Source organism: Massilia sp. UMI-21 (genome assembly GCA_015277795.1).
Lineage (GTDB): Bacteria > Pseudomonadota > Gammaproteobacteria > Burkholderiales > Burkholderiaceae_D > Telluria.
Genome location: CP063848.1, coordinates 5,139,123 through 5,162,358 on the forward strand (window position 1 = coordinate 5,139,123; position 23,236 = coordinate 5,162,358).

General features: G+C 67.1%; 23 protein-coding genes. 8 read left to right on the forward strand and 15 right to left on the reverse strand.

Annotation, left to right across the window (positions count from 1 at the left end; all coding sequences use genetic code 11):
* Window positions 1-60: 60 nt before the first annotated feature.
* The 5 genes from IM543_22605 to IM543_22625 all read right to left on the reverse strand — a co-directional run bounded on the left by IM543_22605 (window position 61) and on the right by IM543_22625 (window position 6,075).
* Window positions 61-234, reverse strand: coding sequence for a hypothetical protein (locus IM543_22605; GenBank protein QOY94238.1), 174 nt, complete (start codon window positions 232-234; stop codon window positions 61-63).
* Between the two features lie 207 nt (window positions 235-441).
* Complete coding sequence (gene rsmA / locus IM543_22610) at window positions 442-1,221, reverse strand: 16S rRNA (adenine(1518)-N(6)/adenine(1519)-N(6))-dimethyltransferase RsmA (protein ID QOY94239.1); 780 nt, start codon at window positions 1,219-1,221, stop codon at window positions 442-444.
* Window positions 1,222-1,243: 22 nt separating this feature from the next.
* Window positions 1,244-2,281 carry a 4-hydroxythreonine-4-phosphate dehydrogenase PdxA gene (gene pdxA / locus IM543_22615; protein ID QOY96823.1) on the reverse strand — a complete coding sequence of 346 codons (1,038 nt, stop codon included), beginning with the start codon at window positions 2,279-2,281 and terminating at the stop codon, window positions 1,244-1,246.
* Window positions 2,282-2,289: 8 nt separating this feature from the next.
* Window positions 2,290-3,693, reverse strand: coding sequence for a peptidylprolyl isomerase (locus IM543_22620; protein QOY96824.1), 1,404 nt, complete (start codon window positions 3,691-3,693; stop codon window positions 2,290-2,292).
* A gap of 102 nt (window positions 3,694-3,795) precedes the next feature.
* Window positions 3,796-6,075: an LPS-assembly protein LptD gene (locus IM543_22625; GenBank protein QOY94240.1), complete on the reverse strand. Its 2,280-nt coding sequence runs from the start codon at window positions 6,073-6,075 to the stop codon at window positions 3,796-3,798.
* Between the two features lie 96 nt (window positions 6,076-6,171).
* On the opposite strand from IM543_22625, the gene IM543_22630 reads away from it, so the two are divergent.
* From IM543_22630 to IM543_22645, 4 genes are read left to right on the forward strand one after another with little or no spacing between them, the layout of a single operon-like run.
* On the forward strand, window positions 6,172-7,230 hold the full coding sequence (locus IM543_22630) for a phosphotransferase (protein QOY94241.1): 1,059 nt from the start codon (window positions 6,172-6,174) through the stop codon (window positions 7,228-7,230).
* Window positions 7,231-7,246: 16 nt separating this feature from the next.
* Window positions 7,247-7,969, forward strand: a complete 723-nt coding sequence (locus IM543_22635) for a nucleotidyltransferase family protein (GenBank protein QOY94242.1) — start codon at window positions 7,247-7,249, stop codon at window positions 7,967-7,969.
* A gap of 14 nt (window positions 7,970-7,983) precedes the next feature.
* Window positions 7,984-9,339, forward strand: coding sequence for a Xaa-Pro aminopeptidase (gene pepP / locus IM543_22640; GenBank protein QOY96825.1), 1,356 nt, complete (start codon window positions 7,984-7,986; stop codon window positions 9,337-9,339).
* Entirely contained in the window at window positions 9,329-10,489 is a 1,161-nt protein-coding gene (locus IM543_22645; GenBank protein ID QOY94243.1) for an FAD-dependent monooxygenase, read from the forward strand. The genes pepP and IM543_22645 overlap by 11 nt, the downstream gene beginning before the upstream one ends.
* A 66-nt stretch (window positions 10,490-10,555) precedes the next feature.
* On the opposite strand, the gene IM543_22650 is transcribed toward IM543_22645, so the two are convergent.
* Genes IM543_22650 through IM543_22660 form a run of 3 tightly spaced genes read right to left on the reverse strand, consistent with a single transcriptional unit; the run spans window position 10,556 to window position 13,486 of the window.
* Window positions 10,556-12,013 (reverse strand): NAD(P)(+) transhydrogenase (Re/Si-specific) subunit beta, encoded by a 1,458-nt coding sequence (locus IM543_22650; protein ID QOY94244.1) that lies wholly within the window; start codon window positions 12,011-12,013, stop codon window positions 10,556-10,558.
* Entirely contained in the window at window positions 12,010-12,351 is a 342-nt protein-coding gene (locus tag IM543_22655) for an NAD(P) transhydrogenase subunit alpha (GenBank protein ID QOY94245.1), read from the reverse strand. Before IM543_22655 ends, IM543_22650 begins: the two co-directional genes overlap by 4 nt.
* A 22-nt stretch (window positions 12,352-12,373) precedes the next feature.
* Window positions 12,374-13,486 carry a Re/Si-specific NAD(P)(+) transhydrogenase subunit alpha gene (locus IM543_22660; GenBank protein ID QOY94246.1) on the reverse strand — a complete coding sequence of 371 codons (1,113 nt, stop codon included), beginning with the start codon at window positions 13,484-13,486 and terminating at the stop codon, window positions 12,374-12,376.
* 261 nt (window positions 13,487-13,747) lie between these two features.
* Between IM543_22660 and IM543_22665 the strand changes: the two genes are divergently transcribed.
* Both IM543_22665 and mnmA read left to right on the forward strand, forming a co-directional pair.
* The gene (locus IM543_22665; protein ID QOY94247.1) at window positions 13,748-14,230 is read left to right on the forward strand and encodes an NUDIX hydrolase; all 483 of its coding nucleotides are present in this window, start codon (window positions 13,748-13,750) and stop codon (window positions 14,228-14,230) included.
* Between the two features lie 63 nt (window positions 14,231-14,293).
* Entirely contained in the window at window positions 14,294-15,406 is a 1,113-nt protein-coding gene (gene mnmA, locus IM543_22670; GenBank protein ID QOY94248.1) for a tRNA 2-thiouridine(34) synthase MnmA, read from the forward strand.
* A 112-nt stretch (window positions 15,407-15,518) separates the two neighbouring features.
* Here the strand turns inward: mnmA and IM543_22675 are convergent, their stop codons facing one another.
* Window positions 15,519-17,279: an EAL domain-containing protein gene (locus tag IM543_22675; protein QOY94249.1), complete on the reverse strand. Its 1,761-nt coding sequence runs from the start codon at window positions 17,277-17,279 to the stop codon at window positions 15,519-15,521.
* Between the two features lie 181 nt (window positions 17,280-17,460).
* Between IM543_22675 and IM543_22680 the strand changes: the two genes are divergently transcribed.
* The gene (locus IM543_22680) at window positions 17,461-18,180 is read left to right on the forward strand and encodes an excisionase family DNA-binding protein (GenBank protein QOY94250.1); all 720 of its coding nucleotides are present in this window, start codon (window positions 17,461-17,463) and stop codon (window positions 18,178-18,180) included.
* Window positions 18,181-18,208: 28 nt separating this feature from the next.
* Here IM543_22680 and IM543_22685 read toward each other — a convergent pair whose 3' ends face one another.
* The 3 genes from IM543_22685 to IM543_22695 form a co-directional block, all read right to left on the reverse strand.
* Window positions 18,209-18,607 carry a response regulator gene (locus IM543_22685; GenBank protein ID QOY94251.1) on the reverse strand — a complete coding sequence of 133 codons (399 nt, stop codon included), beginning with the start codon at window positions 18,605-18,607 and terminating at the stop codon, window positions 18,209-18,211.
* Window positions 18,608-18,619: 12 nt separating this feature from the next.
* Complete coding sequence (locus IM543_22690) at window positions 18,620-19,405, reverse strand: 5'-3' exonuclease (protein QOY94252.1); 786 nt, start codon at window positions 19,403-19,405, stop codon at window positions 18,620-18,622.
* Between the two features lie 77 nt (window positions 19,406-19,482).
* Window positions 19,483-20,163 (reverse strand): glutathione S-transferase, encoded by a 681-nt coding sequence (locus IM543_22695; protein QOY94253.1) that lies wholly within the window; start codon window positions 20,161-20,163, stop codon window positions 19,483-19,485.
* A gap of 241 nt (window positions 20,164-20,404) precedes the next feature.
* Between IM543_22695 and IM543_22700 the strand changes: the two genes are divergently transcribed.
* On the forward strand, window positions 20,405-20,788 hold the full coding sequence (locus IM543_22700) for a hypothetical protein (protein QOY94254.1): 384 nt from the start codon (window positions 20,405-20,407) through the stop codon (window positions 20,786-20,788).
* A gap of 15 nt (window positions 20,789-20,803) precedes the next feature.
* On the opposite strand, the gene IM543_22705 is transcribed toward IM543_22700, so the two are convergent.
* Genes IM543_22705 through IM543_22715 form a run of 3 tightly spaced genes read right to left on the reverse strand, consistent with a single transcriptional unit; the run spans window position 20,804 to window position 23,230 of the window.
* The gene (locus tag IM543_22705) at window positions 20,804-21,076 is read right to left on the reverse strand and encodes a hypothetical protein (protein QOY94255.1); all 273 of its coding nucleotides are present in this window, start codon (window positions 21,074-21,076) and stop codon (window positions 20,804-20,806) included.
* A gap of 9 nt (window positions 21,077-21,085) precedes the next feature.
* Entirely contained in the window at window positions 21,086-22,966 is a 1,881-nt protein-coding gene (locus IM543_22710; GenBank protein QOY94256.1) for a ferrous iron transporter B, read from the reverse strand.
* A 3-nt stretch (window positions 22,967-22,969) separates the two neighbouring features.
* Window positions 22,970-23,230 carry a ferrous iron transport protein A gene (locus IM543_22715; protein QOY94257.1) on the reverse strand — a complete coding sequence of 87 codons (261 nt, stop codon included), beginning with the start codon at window positions 23,228-23,230 and terminating at the stop codon, window positions 22,970-22,972.
* Between the last annotated feature and the right edge of the window lie 6 nt (window positions 23,231-23,236).

Here is a 23,236-nt window from a genome sequence, read left to right on the forward strand (position 1 = left end):
ATACCGTCTTCCCCCATTTCCCGCGAAGAACCTTTTTTTTCGCCCGCTGCGCGCGGACGATCAGGCCGGACGCCTGGCGCTGACCTTAACCACGGCCACTTGCGACGCGCCCACCGATACCTGGGCATTGTAGGCCTCGGCCGCGCGGCTGGTGGCCGCCTGCGCATAGCTGCTGACGCCGGCGAGAACCAGGGCGGCGATGAAGATGGCTTCCATGTGCTTGAGGGTGTTCATTGTCGTGCTCCTTCGGGTGATTGTGGGGCCGCTTGACTGCTGTGCGGCTGTCGATGGGAGCACTTTACGGAATCACGCCCGGGGCCTCCAGCGGCTTGCGATGGAATGCGAAAATCGGCGGATGAAGGGACGAAATGCGGGATACGCCGTCATTGTGCGGCGCAATGCAGAGCTGGTTTTCGAGCGCGCGGCATGGCGCCGCCCACCCTAGGCGGCAGGCAGCAGGTTCGCCAGCGCCACGTACTGTTCCAGGCCCACCGCTTCCGGGCGCACGCCCGGATCGATCCCGGCCTCGGCCAGCTGGGCCTCGGTGAACATGCCGGCCACGCAGTTGCGGATCACCTTGCGGCGCTGCGAGAAGGCCTTGGCGACCACCTTTTCCAGCGTGGCGCCATCCACTTCCAGTTTCTGGCGCTTGGGGATCATGCGCACGATCGCCGAATCCACCTGCGGCGGCGGATCGAAGGCGGTCGGCGGGACGATGAACATCAGGTCCATGTCGTAGCGCCACTGCAGCATCACCGACAGGCGGCTGTAGGCCTTGGTGCCCGGCTCTGCCACCATGCGCTCGACCACTTCCTTCTGCAGCATGAAGTGCTGGTCCTCGACCAGCGGGGCGAACTCGGCCAGGTGGAACAGCAGCGGGCTCGAGATGTTGTACGGCAGGTTGCCGACCACGCGCAGTTTCTGCCCTTCCGGCACCGGAATCGCACCGAAGTCGAATTTCAGGGCGTCGCCCGAGTGCACGGTGAGTTTGTCGCGCGGGTAGGCCTTTTCCAGGCGCGCCACCAGGTCGCGGTCCAGCTCCACCACATGCATGTGGTCGAGCGACTTGAGCAGCAACGCCGTCATGGCGGCCAGGCCGGGCCCGATCTCGACCATCGCCTGGCCGCGCTGCGGCCCGATGGTGTCGATGATGTTGTCCAGGACGAGTTTGTCGGTCAGGAAGTTCTGGCCGAAGCGCTTGCGTGCAACGTGTTTGCTCATGGTGTTCTAGTGATTGTTCGTTTCAGCGGCGGCGGACGGCCGCCATCTGCACGGCGGCGCGGATCGCTTCCACCATGCTGCCGCAGTCGGCCAGGCCCAGCCCTTGCGCGGCGAGGTCGAGCGCGGTGCCGTGGTCGACCGAGGTGCGCACGATCGGCAGGCCGAGCGTGATGTTGATGCCGCGTCCGAAGGTGGCGTACTTGAGCACCGGCAGGCCCTGGTCGTGGTACATCGCCAGCACGCAGTCGGCATCCTTCAGGTACTTCGGCTGGAACAGCGTATCGGCCGGGTACGGGCCGCGCGCATCGATGCCGCGCGCCCGCGCTGCCTCGAGCACCGGGGTGATGACCTCGATCTCCTCGCGCCCCAGGTAGCCGTTCTCGCCCGCGTGCGGGTTCAGGCCGGTGACCAGGATGCGCGGCGCGGCGATGCCGAACTTGCCCTTCAGGTCGCGGTCGACGATGTCGATGACCTGGGCCAGGTTCTCGGGCGTCAGCGCGCCTGGCACGTCCTTGAGCGGCAGATGGGTGGTGGCCAGCGCCACCCGCAGGTACGGCTGGTCGCCGGCAGGCTGCCCCGCCAGCATCATCACGACCTTGGGCGTGCTGGTCTTCTCGGCCAGGTATTCGGTATGGCCGGAAAACGCCACGCCGGCGTCGTTGATCGTGCTTTTCTGGAGCGGCGCCGTGACGATGCCGGCGAACCAGCCGCACTGCGCCCCTTCGATCGCCAGGTCCAGGGTGGCCAGCACGGCGCGGCCGTTTTCAGGGTCGAGGGTGCCGGGCACCACGTGCGCGGCGAGCGGCACGTCGATGACGGCCAGCCGCTCCTGGCCGAAGTGCGGCAGGCCGCCGTTGCGCAGCGCCTGGATGGACAAGGCCGACAGGCGGATGCCCGGGTCGATCAGGCTGGCGGTGAGCGCCAGGAAGGCGGCGTCGCCGACCAGCACGCAATTGGCCTCTTCGCGCAGCGCCCAGGCTGCGCGGATCGCGATCTCGGGACCGATGCCGGCCGGCTCGCCGACCGTGACCGCAAGGGCTGGCCTGCGTCCGTCCGGCATGGCCATGATCACTGCTCCTCGCGGAACTCGACGTAGGCGCGGTCGCGCACCTGGCGCATCCAGTCTTCCAGCGCTTCCTGCAGCTTGCGCTCGCGCAGCACCTGGCGAGCCATGTCGCGCTCGCGCTGCATGCTCTGGTCCTCGGTCTTGCGCTCGGCGACGCGCAGGATGTGGAAGCCGAACGGCGACTCGATGACGTCCGAGACCTCGCCCGGCTTCAGGGTGGCCAGGGCCTGGTCGAATTCCGGACCGGCGTCGCCCGGCTCGAGCCAGCCCAGGTCGCCGCCCTTGGCGGCGCTGGCCGGCTCCTGGCTGTTCTGGCGCGCCAGGTCTTCGAAGGTGGCGCTCTTGTTGGCGATCTTTTCCTTCAGCTCGGCCAGCTTCTTCTTGACCTCGGCCGCGGTCATGGTCGGCGTCGGCTTCATGAGGATGTGGCTGACACGGGTCTTCTGGATCACGGCGTTCTCGCCCGCGGCGGCGTCGAGCAGGCTGCGCTGGTCCGCCATCCTGAGGATGTGGAAACCGACGTTGGTCTTGATGATCGGGGTGACCTGGCCCGGCTTGAGCTTGCGCAGCTCGGTCGCGAAGATCGGCGGCAGGCGGTCCGGGTCGCGCCAGCCGATCTCGCCGCCCTTCAGGGCGTCGTTCGCGTCGGAATAGGTCGCGGCCATCTTGCTGAAATCGGCGCCGGTGCGCAGCTGGCGCGCCACTTCCTCGGCGCGCGCGCGGCGCGCCGCGATCTGCTCGGGCGAGGCATTCTCGGGCACCGCCACCAGGATCTGCGACAGGTTCATCTCGACCTTGTCGGCTGCCGCGGCCTTGGAGGCGGCCAGGTAGGTGTCGATCTCGGCTTCCGAGACCTGGATCTTGGAATCCACTTCGTGCTCGCGCAACTGCTGCAGCATGATCTCGTTGCGGATGTCTTCGCGGAACTGCCCATACGGCAGGCCCTCTTTTTCCATCTGGTTGCGCATTTCCTGGACCGACATCTTCTGGTTTTCGGCGATGCGGCCAATGGTGGCGTCGAGCCTGCGGTCGTCGACGCGCACGCCCATTTCCTTGGCCAGCTGGAGCTGTGCGCGCTCGACGATCATGGCTTCGACCACCTGGCGCTCCAGGGTGGCCTGGTCCGGCAGCTGCACGTTGCGCGCCTTCAGGTTCTGCGCGGTCTGGGCCACGCGATTGCGCACTTCGTTCTTGGTGATCACTTCGTCATTGACGACCACGTGGATCGAATCGAGCACCTTGGCGTTGCTGGAGGCTGGCGGCAGGAAACCGCTGCCCGGCTTGGTGGCGGCAGTGGCAGCCGGCGCCGTGGCTTGGGCCATGACCTGGCCCGCGGCCAGCGCGCACAGCAGGGCTGCCGCGAGCGCGGCCTTGGCAGGCTTGCCTGCGCGCTGGGAAATGTGCATACGGGTGGAACGCGTCATCTGGAAAGCACTCATTCAGGGTGAATAATCATTCAATTGCCAACCCCGCAGTCTACCTGACAGCGGTTAAGGCGTCCTTAAATTTCAGGGACGCCCCACATTGCTGTTCAGCTGCGTATAGCCCGGCACGCTCTTGTTGAACGTCTCGAGCGGGTTGCCCGAACCAAGGCGCGACAGGCCGTTGAGCTCGAGCTGGAAGAAGATCGGCGTCGACGTGGTCTGGGCGGCGGTCACGAAGCGCTGGACCCCGGCACGGAACACCCAGCAATCGGCCTTGTACTCCAGGCCGACCAGGCTCTCGAGCAGCTTGCCCTTGCCCGGCGTCGCATTGCCCACGGTGTACGAGCGCAGCGCGTAGCTGACGCGCCCGACGCCGTACCAGCGGGCCGACAGGGGCCACTGCGCCGACAGGTCGACGTTGCGGAAGCTGCCGCGCTGGTAACGGTATTCGGCGTTCAGGACCTTCATCGGGGCCGGCCGCCACTGCGTACTCAGGTTCGAGCTGTACAGGTTGCTGCCGGTCGCGTCGTATTGTACGCCGCTATCGAAGCTCCAGGTCTCGGAAATGCGCCCCGAAGCCGCCAGCAGCAGGTCGGAACGGCTCTGGTGCAGCGGCTCGCCCGGCAGGCGCACGCGCGGCTCGCTGAAATAGAGGCGCTGGCCGAAGGCCAGGCGCAGGCGCTCGGCGCCGTCCGGCTGGATGTAGCGCGACACCACGGCCGCGGTCAGCTGGTTGGCGTCGGACACGCGGTCGGCGCCGACGTAGCGGTTCTCGCTGAACAGCTGGGCGTAGTTGAAGCCGGCGCGGCCGGTGTCGAATACCGGGAACAGGTCCTGGTCCTTGTACGGCGTGTACACGTAGAACAGGCGCGGTTCCAGGGTCTGGGTCATGGCGTCGCCGAACAGCCGGGTGTCGCGCTCGAACACCAGGCCGCTGTCGAGCGAGAAGGTATTCAGGCTGCGCGACAGCTTGGTCGGCCCGGTATAGGCGGCAGTGCGGTCCAGGTCGTACTTGCTGTGGTGGCTGATCACTTTCGGCGTGAGGAACCAGCCCGGGCGCACGATCGGATAACTGACCGAAGCCACGGCCACCGCGCGGTTGCCGCGCACCAGGTCCGGGTGCCAGAAGCTGACCGCCTCGGCATCGACCGCCCAGTCGAAGCCCTGCACGTCGTAGCGGCCGGCGTGGAAGTTAATCTGCGGCAGGCGGTCGTAGGGGCGCGGCACCGACAGGCCGTTGGTCGGCGTCGCCGCCGGATCCTGCAGCACCTGGTAGTTCTGGGCGCGCGCGGACAGGTTCCAGTACTGGCCGACGTAGTCGGTGCGCACCTCGCGCAGCAGCTGGCGCTCGGCGCTGGCGGCCACGGTGCGCGAGAAGTCGCTCGGGTATTCGTTGTCGGAGGCGGCGTGCAGGTTCCAGCCGTAGGACCAGCCCGGCCCCAGGGCCTGGGTGTGGAACGAGTCGACGCGCCAGCGGTCCTCGCCGGTCTCGCGGTCGTGACGCAGGCCCTCGAGGTGGGTCTCGCCGTTGTAGGCGCCCAGGCCGGTCACGCCCAGGTAGCGCCCGGTGGCGCCGAGCTGCAGGCCGCGGTCGAGCATCAGGCGCGGGAACAGCGTCAGGTCGCGGTTGGGGGCGATGTTGAAGTAATACGGCACCATGACCTCGGCCTTGCCCTTGGAGCCGAAGCCGACGGTGGGCGCCAGCCAGCCGGAGCGGCGCGCGCCCGACAGCGAGAACGACAGGGCCGGGGTGCCCAGGATCGGCACGTCCTTGAAATAGATCACGGTCTTGCCGGCCAGGCCGACGTCGCGGCCGCTATCCAGGCGCAGCGTGCTCGATTTGAGGTACCAGTCGGGGTCCGGGCCTTCGCAGGTGCTGTAAGTGCCTTCGCGCACCAGCGCCACGTTCTCGCCGAGGAAGTCGATGCGCGAGGCATTGCCCTGGGCGTTATTCAGCTGCAAACGGTATTCGGGACGCAGGACATAACCCTTGCCGGTTTCCAGGTTCAGCTGCAGTTCGTCGCCCTTGTAGCGGTCGCCGAAGCGCCACATGTTGACGTTGCCGCTTGCCGTGACCTGGTCTTCGACACGCAGGTAGCAGGCGGTATCGGCGGTCAGGCGGGTCTGTCCGCGTGTCAGTTCGACATTGCGTTCGAGATTGATCTGGCGATCGGGGCGGCCGCTGATTTCCTCGGCGCTGATCGTGATCGGCAGCGCCTGCTCGTCGCCATGTGCGGTCGGCTGTGGTGCGGGGGGTACAGTCTGTGCGTACAGCGGCGCCGTGGCGCCGGCAGCGGCGGCAGCCAGTACATACAGCGCAAGCGCCTGCCGCGGGGGAAATGGGTGGGCCGAAAACCAGCTCATGGAGAATCTGCGTGCGCCATAAAGGGCGGTATTTTTGGAATGAATCCCTTATTATATGGGAATTAGCTCAACCAACCGGATTCACCAGGCCGCTTCATGTCTTCTTTGTATCAAAACTCCTCCACTTCCACGGGCTCCGACGCACGCCTGCAGCAATTGACAGAATGGCTGGCCTCGACCGGCCTGGTGGAAGTGGAAAGCGGCCGCCCGGCGTCCGCGGATGCCAGCTTCCGACGCTATTTCCGCTACGACGTTGTTCCAGGCATGCGCGAGAAACTCGGCGCCACCCTCGTGGCCATGGATGCGCCGCCGGAGCGCGAGAACGTGCCGGCCTACATCCACGTGCAGGGACTGCTGCTGGACGCCGGCGTCACGGTGCCGGCCATCGTCGACCGCAAGGTCGATAGCGGGTTCCTGCTGCTGTCCGACCACGGCGTGACCACCTACCTGCAGCGCCTGGATTCGGACAATGCCGCCTTCATGTACTCGGACGCGGTCGACGCCCTGCTCAAGTTCCAGCTTGCCAGCGAGCCCGGCAAGCTGCCGGAGTTCGACCGCGCCTTCGTGCTGCGCGAGATGAACCTGTTCCCGGAATGGTTCATCGAGCGCCACCTGGGCGTGCAGCTCGACGCCAAGCAGCAGGAACAGCTGGACAAGGTGTTCGAGGCGATCACGTCCAACGTGCTGGCGCAGCAGCAGGTCTACATGCACCGCGATTTCCATTCGCGCAACCTGATGTGGCTCGAGCAGGGCAACCCCGGCGTGCTCGACTTCCAGGACGCGGTCTACGGCCCGATCACCTACGACCTCGGCTCGCTGCTGCGCGACGCCTACATCCAGTGGGACGAAGAGATCGTGCTGGACTGGGTGGTGCGCTACTGGCAGAGCGCCAAACAGGTCGGCCTGCCGGTCAACCCGGACATCGACGCCTTCTACCGCGACTTCGAATTCATGGCCCTGCAGCGCCACCTGAAGATCCTCGGCATCTTCTGCCGCCTGAACTACCGCGACAACAAGCCGCACTACCTGGGCGACCTGCCGACCGTGATGAACTACGTGCGCCGCACCGCCAACCGCTACACCGAACTGAAACCGCTGCTCCGCCTCCTCGACGCGCTCGAGGACAAGGCGCCGGCGGTCGGCTACACCTTCTGAGGACGATTCCCTTTTCATGAAAGCCATGATTTTCGCCGCCGGCCGCGGCGAGCGCATGCGCCCGCTCACGGACGCCTGCCCCAAGCCGCTGCTCAAGGTGCGCGGACGGCCGATGATCACCTACCACGTGCTGAACCTGGTGCGCGCCGGGATCAAGGACATCGTCATCAACCACTCGCACCTCGGCCACATGATCGAGGAAGAACTCGGCGACGGCAGCAGGTACGGCGCGCGCATCGTGTACTCGCACGAGCCGACCCCGCTCGAGACCGCGGGCGGCATCGCCAATGCGCTGCACCTGCTGGGCGACGAGCCTTTCCTCGCGGTGTCGGGCGACATCTACGCGCCCTACTTCGACTTTTCGCAGGTGGTCGACGTCCTGAAGGACAAGGACATGCTGGGCATTCCCTACCCGCCCGACAAGCGCGACATCGCCTGGCTGTGGCTGACGCCGAACCCCTGGCACAACCCGGACGGCGACTTCGCGCTCGACATGTACACGCTGCGCAACGAAGGCCAGGTGAAGTGGAATTTTGCCGGCATCGGCGTCTACCGTCCCGAGATGTTCGACGGCATCGAGGCCGGCGACTTCGTCAAGTTCGGCCCCCTGATGCGCAAGTTCATCGAGCAGGGCCGCGTCGGCGGCGAGCTGTACCAGGGACCATGGGTCAACGTCGGCACCGCGCACCAGCTCGAAGAACTCAACGCGCCGCTGGGTGCGGCCAAAACAGGTTCATGACTGCACCCGGGGTCATGACCGCGTCCGTCGCGTCCTGTATCGAACGCCGTGCGCGCCTGGCGGCGCGCATGCAGCCGGGATCGGTCGCGGTGCTGGCCACCGCCCCGGAAGTCCTGCGCAACGGCGACAGCGAGTATCCCTACCGGCACGACAGCTATTTCTATTACCTGACCGGCTTCACCGAACCGGAAAGCCTGCTGGTGCTCGTCGCGCCAGGCGGCGACGCGGCGGCACGCGCGATCCTGTTCTGCCGCGAGAAGAACCTGGAACGCGAGATCTGGGACGGCTACCGCTACGGCCCGGAAGCCGCGCGCCTGGCATTCGGCTTCGACGAAGCGTTTCCGATCAGCGAACTCGACGCCCAAATGGGCAAGCTGCTGGCCAATGCGCCGGCGCTGTACTACGCGCTCGGCCACAGCGCCGCGCTCGACGCCCAGGTCGGCGGCTGGCTCAAGGCGGTGCGCGCCCAGGGCCGCAGCGGCATCGCGGCGCCCGGCACCACCCACCACCTGCTCGGCATCCTCGACGAGATGCGCCTGCTCAAGGATGCCGACGAACAGGACCTGATGGCACGCGCGGCCGGCATCGCCGCCGGCGCCCATGCGCGCGCGATGCGCTTTACCCGTCCCGGCGTGTTCGAGTACGAGATCGAGGCCGAGCTGCTGCACGAATTCCGCCGCCACGGCGCCCAGTTCCCGGCCTATACCCCGATCGTCGCCGCCGGCAGCAACGCCTGCGTGCTGCACTACAACCAGAACAATCGCCAATGCCGCGAGGGCGAGCTGGTGCTGGTCGACGCCGGCTGCGAGTTCGATGGCTACGCCTCGGACATCACGCGCACCTGGCCGGTGAATGGGCGTTTCAGCGAACCGCAGAAAGCCTTGTACGAGCTGGTGCTGCAGGCGCAGGAAGCCGCGCTCGCCGCGATCGCACCCGGCCGCCCCTACAGCGCCATGCACGAGGCGGCGGTGCGGGTGCTGGCCGCCGGCATGCTCGACCTGGGCCTGCTCGACAAGGCGAAATACGGCTCGCCTGAAGATGCGGTCGCCGACAAGGCGCACCTGCAGTTCTACATGCACGGCACCGGCCACTGGCTCGGGATGGATGTGCATGACGTCGGACCGTATCGCGACCTGGGCGCGGCCGAGCGGCCTTCGCGGCCCCTGCTGCCGGGCATGGCGCTGACGGTCGAGCCGGGCATGTATGTGCGCCCGGCCGAAGGCGTGCCGGAGCAGTACTGGAACATCGGCATCCGGGTCGAGGACGACGTGATCGTGCTGGATGACGGCTGCCGGGTGCTGTCCGGCGCCGCACCGAAGACGGTTGCGGACATTGAAAAGCTGATGGAGGAGCGCTTGAATGACGGATGAACGCCTCGAAGTCGATGTGGCAATCTGCGGCGCCGGCCCGGTGGGACTGGCGCTGGCCGCCTTCCTGGTCCGCCGTGGCGTGGACGGCAAACGGATCGCCCTGATCGACGGCAAGTCGCTGGGCCAGGCGATTACCGACCCGCGCTCGATCGCGCTGTCCTGGGGCAGCGTGCAGTTGCTGGAAGAAGTGCGGGCCTGGCCACTGCCGGCCACGCCGATCCACGAGATCCACGTCTCGCGCCGCGGCCAGCTGGGCCGCAGCCTGATGGACCGCGCCGAACACAAGCTGCCGGCGCTGGGCTACGTGGCGCGCTACGGCGACGTGGTGGACGCACTGGCGCGCGCCTGCGACAAGGCCGGCGTCGCCACCTTGCGCCCGGCCCGGGTCGCGGCCTTCGACGAGGAACACGATGGCGTGCAGCTGCGCCTGGACGACGGCCGCAGCGTGTTCGCGCAGCTGGCGGTGCAGGCCGAGGGCGGCGTGTTCGGCCAGCAGGCGGGCCTGGCGCAGCAGCGCGACTACGGCCAGACGGCCCTGATCGCGCGCGTGAGCGTGAGCGCGCCTGTCGCCCACCGCGCCTTCGAGCGCTTCACCGACGAGGGTCCGCTGGCGCTGCTGCCGCAGGATGGCGCCGGCCCCCACCATGATGGTCATCAATATGCGCTGGTGTGGTGCATGACGCCGGAGCGTGCGACCGACGTCCAGCTGCTCGACGATGCCGCTTTTCTTGCGCAATTGGGCGAGGCCTTCGGCACCCGCCTCGGAACATTCACGGCGGCCTCGCCGCGCGTGGCCTTCCCGCTCGGCCTGAACGCCGAAGCGCGCGCCACCGCCCGCACGGTCGCGATCGGCAACGCCGCGCAAACCCTGCACCCGGTGGCGGGACAGGGCCTGAACCTGGGCCTGCGCGACGCCGCCGTGCTGGCGCGCCAGCTTGGGCGCGGCGCCACCCCGGGCGCGGTCGATGCTTTCATGGCCGAACGCGCGCAGGACCGCCGCCTGACGATCTCGCTGACCGACACCATGGCGCGCGCCTTTACCGGCAGCGGCCCGCTGCAGCCGCTGCTCGGGCTGTCATTGGCGGCGCTGGATGTGCTCAAGCCGGCGCGCCTGCTGCTGGCCGAGCTGATGATGTTTGGCCGCCGCTAGCATATGTTTTTGTAGGGTGTACGGCTTCGCCGTACACCCTACGGGACAGGCAGACCCGCCACCCTGCTACTCGACCGCCTTGACCATCGATTCGATCACCTTCTTGGCGTCGCCGAACACCATCATCGTGTTCGGCTGGTAGAACAGGTCGTTGTCCAGGCCGGCATAGCCGGACGCCATCGAGCGTTTATTCACGATGATGCTCTTGGCCTTGTACGCTTCCAGGATCGGCATGCCGGCGATCGGCGACTTCGGATCTTTCGCCGCCGGGTTCACCACGTCGTTCGCGCCCAGCACCAGCACCACGTCGGTCTGGCCGAACTCGCCATTGATGTCTTCCATCTCGACCACCTGGTCGTACGGCACCTCGGCCTCGGCCAGCAGCACGTTCATGTGGCCCGGCATGCGGCCCGCCACCGGGTGGATCGCGTAGCGCACCTGCACCCCGTGCGCGATCAGCTTGTCGACCAGTTCCTTCACCGAGTGCTGGGCGCGCGCCACCGCCAGGCCGTAGCCGGGGACGATGATCACCGATTCCGCGTTCTGCAGGATGAAGGCGGCGTCGTCGGCCGAGCCGGACTTGACCGGCCGCTGTTCCCTGGCGCCGCCATCGTCGACCACGGCCTCGCCGCCGAAGCCGCCCAGGATCACGTTGAAGAAGGAGCGGTTCATCGCCTTGCACATGATGTACGAGAGGATCGCGCCGCTCGACCCCACCAGCGAGCCGGCGATGATCAGCATCGCATTGTTCAGCGAGAAGCCGATGCCTGCCGCCGCCCAGCCCGAGTACGAGTTCAGCATCGACACCACCACCGGCATGTCGGCGCCGCCGATCGGAATGATGATCAGCACGCCCAGCACGAAGGACAGCGCGGCCATGATGATGAACGGCGTCCAGCTGGGCGCGACGCCGTCGGCGAAGCAGAACACCAGGCCCAGCGCGACGATCGCGATCGCCAGCACCAGGTTCAGGATGTGCTGCCCGGCGAAGCGCACCGGCGCGCCCTGGAACAGGCGGAACTTGTATTTGCCCGACAGCTTGCCGAAGGCGATCACCGAACCCGAAAAGGTCACCGCGCCGACAAAGGTGCCGATGAACAGTTCGAGCCGGTTGCCGAAGGGGAGCGGGGTATCGCGGGTGGCGATATTGAAGGCCCAGGGCTCGGACACCGCGGCGATCGCGATGCACACGGCGGCCAGGCCGATCAGCGAGTGCATGGCCGCGACCAGTTCCGGCATCTTGGTCATCTCGACCTTTTTTGCCGCCACCGCGCCGATCGCGCCGCCGACCACCACGCCCAGCAGCACCAGGGTGAAGCCCATGCCGCTTCCGGTGGCAAGCTCGGCCTGCAGCTTGAGCATCAGGGCAATGGTGGTGACGACCGCGATCGCCATGCCGGCCATGCCGAAGCTGTTGCCGATGCGCGCCGTCGACGGCGAGGACAGGCCCTTGAGCGCCTGGATGAAGCAGACCGAGGCCACCAGGTAGAACAGCGTCACGAGGTTCATGCTGATGAAATTCATGCGCGCTTCTCCGTTGCAGTGGTCTTGGCGGCCGGATCGGCGGACCGTTTCGGCTCCTTCTTCTTGAACATTTCGAGCATGCGGCGCGTGACCATGAACCCGCCGAAGACGTTCACGGCGGCCAGCGCCACCGCGATGGTGCCGGCCACTTGCCCGGCCAGTCCTTCGGTGAGGCCGGCGGCCAGCATGGCGCCGACGATGATGATGGCCGAGATCGCGTTGGTGACCGCCATCAGCGGCGTGTGCAGTGCGGGGGTGACGTTCCAGACCACGTGGTAGCCGACATAGATGGCCAGCACGAAGATGATCAGGTTGATGATGGTATGGCTGATGTCCATGCTTCGCTCCTCGGGTCTGTTCTTAAGTACGCAACACGGCGCCGTCCGCGCACACCAGGGTGGCGCGCACGATCTCGTCCTCGCGGTCGATCACGAACCTGTCTTCCTTGTCGATGACCAGCTTGAGGAAATCCAGCACGTTGCGCGCGTACAGGGCCGAGGCGTCGGCCGCCACCATCGACGCCAGGTTCGGCTCGCCGATGATATGCACCCCGTGCTTGATTACCGTGCGGCCCAGTTCCGTCAGCGGGCAGTTGCCGCCCTGCTCGACCGCCATGTCGACGATGACCGAGCCCGGCTTCATGGCCTGCACCGTCTCTTCGGAAATCAGGACCGGCGCCCTGCGGCCCGGGATCAGGGCGGTGGTGATGATGATGTCGGCCTGCCTGGCGCGCTCGTGCACCAGCGCCGCCTGGCGCTGCATCCACGCTGCCGGCATCGGCCGCGCATAGCCGCCCACGCCTTTGGCGATCTCGCGCTCCTCGTCGGTCTCGTAGGGCACGTCGATGAACTTGGCGCCGAGCGATTCCACCTGTTCCTTCACCGGCGGGCGCACGTCGGAAGCTTCGATCACGGCGCCCAGGCGCTTGGCGGTGGCGATGGCCTGCAGGCCGGCCACCCCCACGCCCATGATCAGCACGCGCGCCGCCTTGACCGTGCCGGCGGCCGTCATCAGCATCGGCATGAAGCGCTGGTAGGTGTTCGCGGCCAGCATCACCGCCTTGTAGCCGGCGATGTTGGCTTGGCTCGACAGCACGTCCATCGACTGGGCGCGCGTGATGCGCGGCGCGGCCTCGAGCGCGAAGGCGCTCAGGCCGGCGCCGGCGAGCAGCGCCAGGTTCTCGGTATCGAAGGGATTGAGCATGCCGACCAGCACGCTGCCCGGCCGCATGCGCTCGCGCTCGGCGTTGTCGGGGCTGCGTACCTTGAGCACCATCTCGGCGCCGAAGGCGGCGGCGGCGTCGACGATGGCGGCGCCGGCCGCCTCATAGGCGGAGTCCGGATACGAAGCACGCACGCCGGCACCGCTTTCCACCAGCACCTGATGGCGTGCGGCCAGTTTCTTGACGGTTTCGGGAGTTGCAGCAACGCGGGTCTCGCCCGGCCTGGTCTCGGCCGGTATGCCAATTCTCATGAATCCCTCCGTTCAATGGACACATCTGTCCACAATCTAACATGTATTTATATCAAGTGCGCATGAGAGTTGCTGAAAAACAAATACTAAAAACTTAATGCTTGATTCTCGCGAAAACCTTACAGGCCGGCTAGCACCAAGGACCAATTGTTTGCAGTAAATCAAGGCGATTTAACGACAGGCAAGCACACCGTAGCGTCGAGGGATGAGCAGAGATGCCATCTGTCAAGGTAGAATGTCGGCTCATTTTCAAGGACGCGCATGACCGACATCTTCAAACCATCCGTGACCGTCGCTGCGATCATCGAGCGCGATGGACGTTTCCTGCTGATCGAGGAAGAGACGAGCGAAGGCGTGAAGCTGAACCAGCCGGCCGGCCACCTCGACCCGCACGAGTCGCTCGAACAGGCGGTGGTGCGCGAGGCGCTGGAGGAAACCGCGCACGAGTTCATCCCGACCGGGCTGGTGGGCATGTACATGTCGCGTTACTACTCGAAATCGCGCGGCGCCGACGTCACCTACCTGCGCTTCACCTTCTGCGGCCACGCCGGCCGCGAACTGGACCAGCCGCTCGACGACGGCATCCTGCGCACCATGTGGATGACGCGCGACGAGATCGCCGCCACCGCCGAGCGCCACCGCAGCCCGATCGTGCTGCAGTGCGTGGACGACTACCTGGCCGGCCGCCGTACCCCGCTGCACCTGCTGTACACCCACCCGTCGGTCTTCGAAGGCGGTATCTGATGGAACATCGGCAAACCTGCTGCGACGGTTTCCCGATGTCCCATTACTTAAATTGGAATTGAAATGAGCAAGAAAAAAGTCGTGATCGGGATGTCGGGCGGTGTCGACTCCTCGGTCGCGGCGTGGATGCTGAAGGAACAGGGCTACGAAGTCATCGGCCTGTTCATGAAAAACTGGGAAGACGACGACGACTCCGAATACTGCTCGACGCGCCAGGACTGGATCGACGCGGCCAGCGTGGCCGACGTGGTTGGCGTGGACATCGAAGCGGTCAACTTCGCCGCCGAATACAAGGACCGCGTGTTCTCGGAATTCCTGCGCGAATACCAGGCCGGCCGTACCCCGAACCCGGACGTGCTGTGCAATGCCGAGATCAAGTTCAAGGCCTTCCTCGACCATGCCATGAAGCTCGGCGCCGACCTGATCGCGACCGGCCACTATGCGCGCGTGCGCGAGAACGACGGCCGCTTCGAATTACTGAAGGCCCTCGATCACACCAAGGACCAGAGTTACTTCCTGCACCGCCTGAACCAGGCCCAGCTGTCGAAGTCGCTGTTCCCGCTGGGCGAGATTCCGAAGACCGAGGTGCGCCAGATCGCCGAGCGGCTCGGCCTGCCCAACGCGCAGAAGAAGGACTCGACCGGCATCTGCTTCATCGGCGAGCGCCCTTTCCGTGAATTCCTGAACCGCTACCTCTCGCACAAGCCGGGCCCGATGAAGCTCGACACCGGCGAGACCGTGGGCGAGCACATCGGCCTGTCCTTCTACACCCTGGGCCAGCGCAAGGGCATCGGGATCGGCGGCCTGAAATCGCGCAAGAACGCGGACGGCACCAGCGAGCCGTGGTTCGTGGCGCGCAAGGACGTGGCCACCAACACGCTCTACATCGTGCAGGGACACGATCACCCGTGGCTGCTGTCGCCGCGCCTGGAAGCCGGCCAGGCCAGCTGGACCGCGGGCGAGCCGCCGGCCCCGCCAGGCGAAGGCCGCGTGCTGTCGGCCAAGACCCGCTACCGCCAGGCCGACGTGGCCTGCACCGTGCGCGCCGATGGGATGGCGCGCTTCTCTCTCGATTTCGACGAACCGCAGTGGGCGGTGACGCCGGGGCAGTCGGCCGTGCTGTACGACGGCGATGTTTGCCTGGGCGGCGGGATCATCGACGCCAACGCCTTCTGATTTCGTAGGGTGGGCGGCTTCGCCGCCCACGCGTTCAGCCAGCAGAAGAACAGCCGAGCAGGCAGCATTTCCTTGATTTGAACGCGTGGGCGGGAGACCCGCCCACCCTACATTACCTGCTTGCCAGCCAGGTAGCCACCGCCGCCGGCGCCATCGGGCGCCCATAGAGATAGCCCTGCGCCTCGTCGCAGCCCGCCGCGCGCAGCAGCTGCGCCACCGCTTCCGTCTCCACGCCCTCCCCCACCACCCGGTAGCCCAGGTCATGCGACAGCTTGATCATGGTCGTCACCAGCGCTCGCGTGCGCTCGTCCTTTTCCATGCCGCGGACAAACGACTGGTCGATCTTGACCACGTCGGCCGGCATGTCCTGCAGGTAGGACAGGCTGCTGTAGCCGGTGCCGAAGTCGTCGATGGCGATCTTCACGCCGCCCTGGGCCAGGCGCGCCATCGTCTCGTGCGCCACCTTCGGTTTGCGCATCAGCGCGCTTTCCGTCATCTCCAGCGCCAGGCAGGAAGGCGGCAGGCCGTGCTGCGCCAGGCCATCGAGCACGCGGTCGCTGAAGTCGGGCTCCTCGAGGTTCACCGCGGAGACATTCACCGCCACCTGCAAGCGCACGCCGAGCGCGCGCCAGGCCGCCAGCTGGCGCAAGGCTGCCGCCAGCACCCATTCCGTCGTGGCGCGCGCCAACGAGGTGGTTTCGACGATCGGCATGAATTCGCCGGGCGGAATCAGGCCGGCCTCCGGATGGTTCCAGCGCAGCAGGGCTTCCACGCCAAGGCAGCTGCCATCGATCAGCGAGACCTTGGGCTGGAAGACCAGGTGCAGTTCGCTCGGTTGCGCCAGCGCGCGACCGAGCTCGCTGATCAGCCAGAAGCGGTGGCGATAGGCGGCGTCCTGCTCGGGCGAGTACACCCGCAGGCTGGATTCGGCGTCGCGCGCGTCGTGGGCGGCGCTATGCAGGTTGCGCAGCACGTCGAGCGGCGCATCCTGGCCGACGGCGAAGCGCACCAGGCCCACGGTGGCGGTGGTCAGGAAGCCCGCCTGCCCCATCGGCATACGCGCGGCCAGCCAGTCCATCAGCATGCCGCTGAAGCGCGCCAGGGACAGGCCGAGCGGGGCCAGGAAGGCGAACTGGGTCGGGCCGACGTGGTAGATCTTGCCGCCGCCGGCCAGGCGGCGCAGCGCCGGCACGGCCGCACGCACGATCTCGTCGAGCCAGGCGCTGCCCATCACGCGCATCGCATCGCTGAGCTCTTCCGGCGTGGCCAGGCTGACCAGAGCGGCCAGCTGGGGCGAGCCCTGGGCGCTGACGATGGCGAGGTCGCGCACGTCGCTGACGAACTGGTTCCGGTTGGGCAGGCCGCTGACCGGGTCGATCCGGCCCAGCGCATGCTGCAGTTCGATCTGCGCCATCACCATGGCCGCCAGGTCGCTGAGCGTGCTGCGGTCCGCCTCGGTGACGGCGCGCGGCTCGGTGCCGAGCACGCACATCGCCCCCAGGCAGTGGCCGGCCTTCGTCACCAGCGGCGCGCCGAGATAGAACCGGACCCCGCTGTCGGCCAGCGGGCTGTCGCGGAAACTCGCGCTCTCCAGCAGGTCCGGCACTTCCAGCATGGCGCCGCTGTCGGCCACCGCCGCGCACGGCGCCTTGACGCGCGGGATTGCGCTGTGCTCGACGCCCACCTTCGACTTGAACCACTGGCGGTCGGTATCGGTCAGCGAGACCGCGGCGATCGGCAAGCCAAGCAGCTGCGCGGCCATGCGCGTGATGCGGTCGAAGGCTTCGCTGGGAGCGGTGTCGAGCAAGTCCAGCTGACGCAGGGCGTCCAGGCGGCTGGCTTCCTGTATCGACAGGTCGTACGTTGAATGCATGGCGGCCTTGGCAGTCGCACACCCGAGAAGGCGCACGTTTTTATCAGAAATGACGATTATAGAGCGTTTCCCCGATAAAGTAATGCTCACAGTCAATTATAGTTTGTTATCGCGATCATTTCCGTCAAATATTGGCACTTTTCCGGTAGAATGGCCGGATCGACCACAAATACATCAGAACATGAGCAAGGATGATCCGATCCTGACCACGCGGGAAGCGGCGCGCCTGCTGGGCGTTGCCGTCAGCACCGTGCAGATCTGGATCGAGAGCGGCGCATTGCCGGCCTGGAAGACACCCGGCGGACACCGGCGTGTGCGCCTGAGCGGGGTGCGCCAACTGCAGGAGCGCCAGCAGCAGGGGCAAGCAGAGCGCGACACGCCCGGCAATCCTGGTGCGCCGGACGCCGGGGCAGGCATGGCGTCCGCCCCGGGTGAGCATGCATTGCCGGCCTTGAAGGCGCCGTCCAGCCAGGCGCTGCTCGACACGCCGTCCGAGGAGGTCTTCGACCGCCTGGTGCGGCTGGCCGCGCAGGTGACGGACTGCCCGATGGCCCTGGTCACGGTATTGACCCCGCAGCGCCAGTGGTTCAAGGCGCGCGTCGGCCTCGACCTGCGGGAAACGCCGCGCGAATGGGCATTCTGCAACCAGGCGCTGGCTTCCAGCGAAGCCTTCGTGGTGGGCGACGCCGCCGGCGACGTGAGGTTCGCCGCCAATCCGCTGGTCACGCAGGCGCCGCACGTGCGCTTCTATGCCGGGGTGCCGCTGGAAGATGCGCAGGGCCGGCGTTTCGGCACCCTGTGCGTGCTGGACCGCGAGCCGCGCCGCTTGCGCGGGCGCGAACTGCGCGCCCTGCTCGAGCTCGCGGCGATCGCATCGGACGAGATCAAGCGGCGCGGCTGAGCGCCCGCAACGGCCGCGCGCGACGCGGCTACCCGGCGTTGCCGGCGCCGGCCTGCTGCTTGCGCACCACCGCGATCACGGTATTGCGAATCGTCTTGAGCACGGCGTCGGCCTTGAAGGGCTTGACGATGAAGCCATGCACGCCGCGCCCCAGCGCCTGCTGGATGGCGACCGCGTCGAGCGTGCCCGAGACCATGAACACCATCGCCTTCGGCAACTGGGCGCGCAGTTCCTCGACGATGCGGCTGCCGTCCTCGACCTGCTCGCGCGCGATGCAGACGATTTGCGGGCGGTGCTTCATCGCCAGTCCATAGCCCAGCGTGCCGGTATGGGTCTGCGCGACGACCTCGTAGCCGCCGTCGGTCAGCACGGTGTTGAGCAGGCCGCGCGCGATGGCGCTGCCGTCCACGATCAATGCCTTGAGCATCGCCTCTTCCCTTCAGTTCGATTCATAAGCCAGCATGTTCCAGGTCACGCCCAGGCGCACGTCCAGCTTGAGCGACACCAGGCAGCGCGATATCTCGAGTATCTCACGCTCGGCGCGCAGTCTTTCGCCCAGCGGCGTCTTGAGGATGCCGGCGCCCGCCACCACGGCATCCAGGTTGCCGTAGGCGTTGAGCAGGCGCGCCGCCGTCTTCATGCCGATCTTCGACACGCCCGGCACGCCGTCGGTCGGGTCGCCCATCAGCGCCAGCAGGTCGTGCAGCAGTTCGGGCGCCACGCCGAAGCGCTGGCGCACCCAGGCGTCGTCATGCCATTCGTTCTTGAAGTGGTCCCACACCAGCGCGCCGTGCGCGATCAGGACGTGCAGGTCCTTGTCGGTGGTCGCGACGATCGCCTCGCCCCGCCCTTCCTGCAGCCAGCGCATCACGCCGGTCGCGATCACGTCGTCGGCCTCGACCTCGGGCACCGCCAGCACCTGCAGGCCGGCCTGGCGCAGGCGCTCGTGGAACTCGGGCAGGGCCGCGCGCAGCGGCGCCGGCATCGCGGCGCGGCCCTCGCGGTAACGCGGGTAGATGGCATGGCGCCAGTTGGGGCCGCCGTAATCGAAGGCCGCCAGCACGTGGGTCGGCGCGTGCGTTTCCAGCACCTTGCGAAAGGACGAGAACGCATGGCGCAGCGCGATGCCGGCCTTCAGGTCGGAATCCGGTTCGGGGCTGGCCTCGTAGACGCGGCGCACGATGTTCAGGCCATCGATCGCGAGCAGCTTTCCCTGTTTGCTCATGGTGGTGGAATGGTTGATACGGCGCCGTCATGATAAACCGGGCGCGCCGCCGAAGAAAGTGGCCGGCGCCCCGCCTGTCATGCGTAGTCGTATTTGCCGCCGCGCTCCAGCGCGCGCCCGTAGGCCGGACGCGCGTGGATCTTCTGCAGGAAGGCCGCCAGCTTCGGATACTGGCTGCCGAGTCCCCCGCGCGAGGCGGCCGCTTCCAGCGCAAAGCTCATCTGGATGTCGGCGGCGCTGAATTCCTCGCCGGCGAACCAGCTGGATTTGCCAAGCTCCGCTTCGAGGAAGTCGAGCTGGCTGCGGATGTTCGGCATGATGAAGCCGTCCTTGACCTTGCGCGCGATCGCACGCGCGATCGGCTTGGCGAAGAAAGGCATCGGCCCCTTCTCGACCTTGTCGAACACCAGCTTCATCAGGAGCGGCGACATGGCCGAGCCTTCGGCGAAATGCAAAAAGTACGTGTAGCGCAGGCGCTCCGGCGTGCCCGCAGCCGGCACCAGGCGCCCGTTGTCGTAGCGGCCGGTCAGGTATTCGACGATTGCGCCGGACTCCGCCACGACGATGGGTTCGCCGGGGCCGTCGTCGGTGATCACCGGCGACTTGCCGAGCGGGTGCACCGCCTTCAGTTCCGGCGGCGCCAGCATCGTCTTCGGATCGCGCTGGTACTTCTTGATCTCGTAGTCGAGCCCCAGTTCTTCGAGCAGCCACAGGATGCGCTGCGAGCGCGAATTGTTCAGGTGATGGACGACGATCATGGGCGTGGTTTCGTGGTTGTTCGACAGGCCGCCAGCTTAGCATGTCGTGCGCCTGCCCACGGACGAGCCGCTGATATCGTCAGGCCATGCATGGAGCGCGTGGCATCGATCTTGCCTGCCGGCGCCGCGAGCCCGGAGACGCCCCCGCCGGTTGGCGTTCGATTGCGGCGGTGGCGTCCCTGGACGCGCGCACGGGCTAGAATGGACCTCCACCCACGCAGTGACCGACCAGGAGGCCATCATGAAATTGCTTCGCGTCAGTACCGCCGTCCTCAGCACCCTGCTGTTTTCCGCCACCGCCCTCGGCGCCGACAGCGCGCCCTTGAAAACCGCGAACGGCGTGCTCGTCGATAGCGCCGGCATGACGGTCTATATCTACGACAAGGACACGCCGGACAGCGGCAAGAGCGCGTGCGTCGCCACCTGCGCCAGGAACTGGCCGCCGGTGGTGGCCGATGGCGTCCCGGCGACGCCTTATTCGGTCGTCACGCGCGAAGACGGCATGAAGCAACTGGCGTACAAGGGCAAGCCCCTGTACACCTTCGTGAAGGACAAGAAAGCGGGAGACAAGACCGGCGACGGCGTCGGCGGCGCCTGGCACGTCGTCAGCGTGACGGCGCCCTGAGCGCTGCCGGCGCGGCTAGCGCCGCTCGTGGATCTTGATGACCTTGCCGTTGCCCCTGCCGGGCGGCGGCACGGGTTCGGCCGCTTGCTCGTCGCCGCAGGTATTGCAGCTGTCGCAGCCGCTGCCGCAGCTGGCCGAGGTGTCCAGCCATTTCACCAGCCTGGACTGCTGTCCGCCCCGCGATAAGCGGTGCACGAGAGCGCGGCGCCAGGCGGCTGGCAGGTACTTCGCGCCGGCGTACAGGGCCGCCAGCGCGACGATCACTCCGACGATCAACTCCTGCCACATGGTGTTTCCTTATGCCCCGGTGAAGTACAGCGCCACGCGGTAGGTGATGAACGAGGCCGCGTAGGCCAGCGCGAACATGTAGCCGGCCATGATCCAGGCGTACTTCACGCTGCCGGTCTCGCGGCGCACCACCGACAGGGTGGCGATGCACTGCGGCGCGTACACGTACCAGGCCAGCAGCGACAGCGCGGTGGCCAGCGGCCAGGCCTGCGAGATCACCGGCGCCAGCGCGTCGGCCACTTCTTCGCCGCCCGACAGCGCGTACACGGTGCCGAGCGCGCCGACCGCGACTTCGCGCGCGGCCATGCCCGGGACCAGGGCGATGCAGATCTCCCAGCCGAAGCCGATCGGCGCGAACACCACCGCCAGGGCGCGGCCCAGCATGCCGGCCACGCTGTAGTAGATCGGCGGATGGATCGCGCCTTCCGGCGCGCCCGGGAAGCTCGACAGGAACCAGAGCAGGACCATCAGGGTCAGGATCACGGTGCCGACGCGGGTCAGGAAGATCCTGGCGCGCTCCCACAGGCCGACCGCCAGCGTGTGCAGGTGCGGCCAGTGGTAGGCCGGCAGCTCCAGCATCAGCGGCTGCTGGTGGTAGCCGCCGCGGCCCTTCAGGAACCAGGCCACGGCCATGGCGCTGACGATGCCGGCGAAATACAGGACGAACAGCACCAGACCCTGCAGGTTGAAGGCGCCGCCGACCTGGCGGTCGGGAATGAAGGCGGCGATGATCAGGGCATACACCGGCAGGCGCGCCGAGCAGGTCATGAGCGGCGCGATCATGATCGTCACCAGGCGGTCGCGCGGGTTCTGGATGGTGCGCGCCGCCATCACGCCCGGGATCGCGCAGGCGAACGAGGACAGCAGCGGAATGAAGGCGCGGCCCGACAGGCCGACACTGCCCATGATGCGGTCCAGCAGGAAGGCCGCGCGCGGCAGGTAGCCGCAGTCTTCCAGCAGCAGGATGAAGAAGAACAGGATCAGGATCTGGGGCAGGAACACCAGCACGCTGCCGACGCCGGCGATGATGCCGTCCACGATCAGGCTGCGCAGCGGCCCTTCCGCCATCAGGCTGCCGACCTGGGCGCCGATCGCTTCGACGCCGGCGCTGATCATGTCCATCGGCACCGCTGCCCAGGCGAACACCGACTGGAAGATCACGAACATCAGCGCCGCCAGGATCAGCGGGCCGGCGACCGGGTGCAGGATCACATGGTCGATCGATTCCGACAGGTTGCCCTTGTCGTGGGCATCGGCCACGGTGGCGGCCAGGATGCGGCGCACTTCCTTCTGGGTCTGTTCCACCGGCACGGCGTCGATCGCGGCCAGCGGATGGGGCGTGACGCGCTCGGCGAAGGGCATGCGGTCGAGCTGCTCGAGCAGGGCGGCTTCGCCGCCGGTGTGGATGGCCACGGTCTCGACCACCGGCATGCCGAGTTCTTGCGACAGCTTCGCGGTGTCGATCTCGATGCCGCGCTTCTTCGCGACGTCGACCATGTTCAGCGCCAGCACCATCGGCAGGCCGAGGCGGCGCACTTCCAGCACCAGGCGCAGGTTCAGGCGCAGGTTGGTGGCGTTGACGACGCAGATCAGCGCATCGGGCGAGGCTTCGCCGGCGCGCAGGCCGCCGATCACGTCGCGGGTGATGACTTCGTCCGGGGTCTGGGCCGACAGCGAATAGGCGCCCGGCAGATCCAGCACGCGGAAGGCGCGCCCGTCGGGCGAAGTGAAGCTGCCTTCCTTGCGTTCGATGGTCACGCCGGCGTAGTTCGCCACTTTCTGGCGCGCGCCGGTCAGGCGGTTGAACAGGGCGGTCTTGCCGCAGTTGGGATTGCCGAGCAGTGCGACCAGGGGCGTGCGCGACGCCACCTGTTGTTCCATGACGCCCATCGCTTATTCCGGCTGGATCGACACCAGGGCCGCTTCGAAGCGGCGCAGCGCGAAGGTCGATTGGCCCACCTTGACCGCCAGCGGACCGCCCGGCAGGCCGCGCTTGAGCATGCGGATGCGCTCGCCCGGCACGAAACCGAGTTCCATCAGGCGGCGCTGGACGTCGATGCCACCCTGCTGCGCGGTGGGCGCCAGGTGGATCACGGTGGCGCTCTGGCCGGCTTGCAGGGCATCGAGCGTGGTGAGGGTCGGGGCTAGGGTCATGGTCGC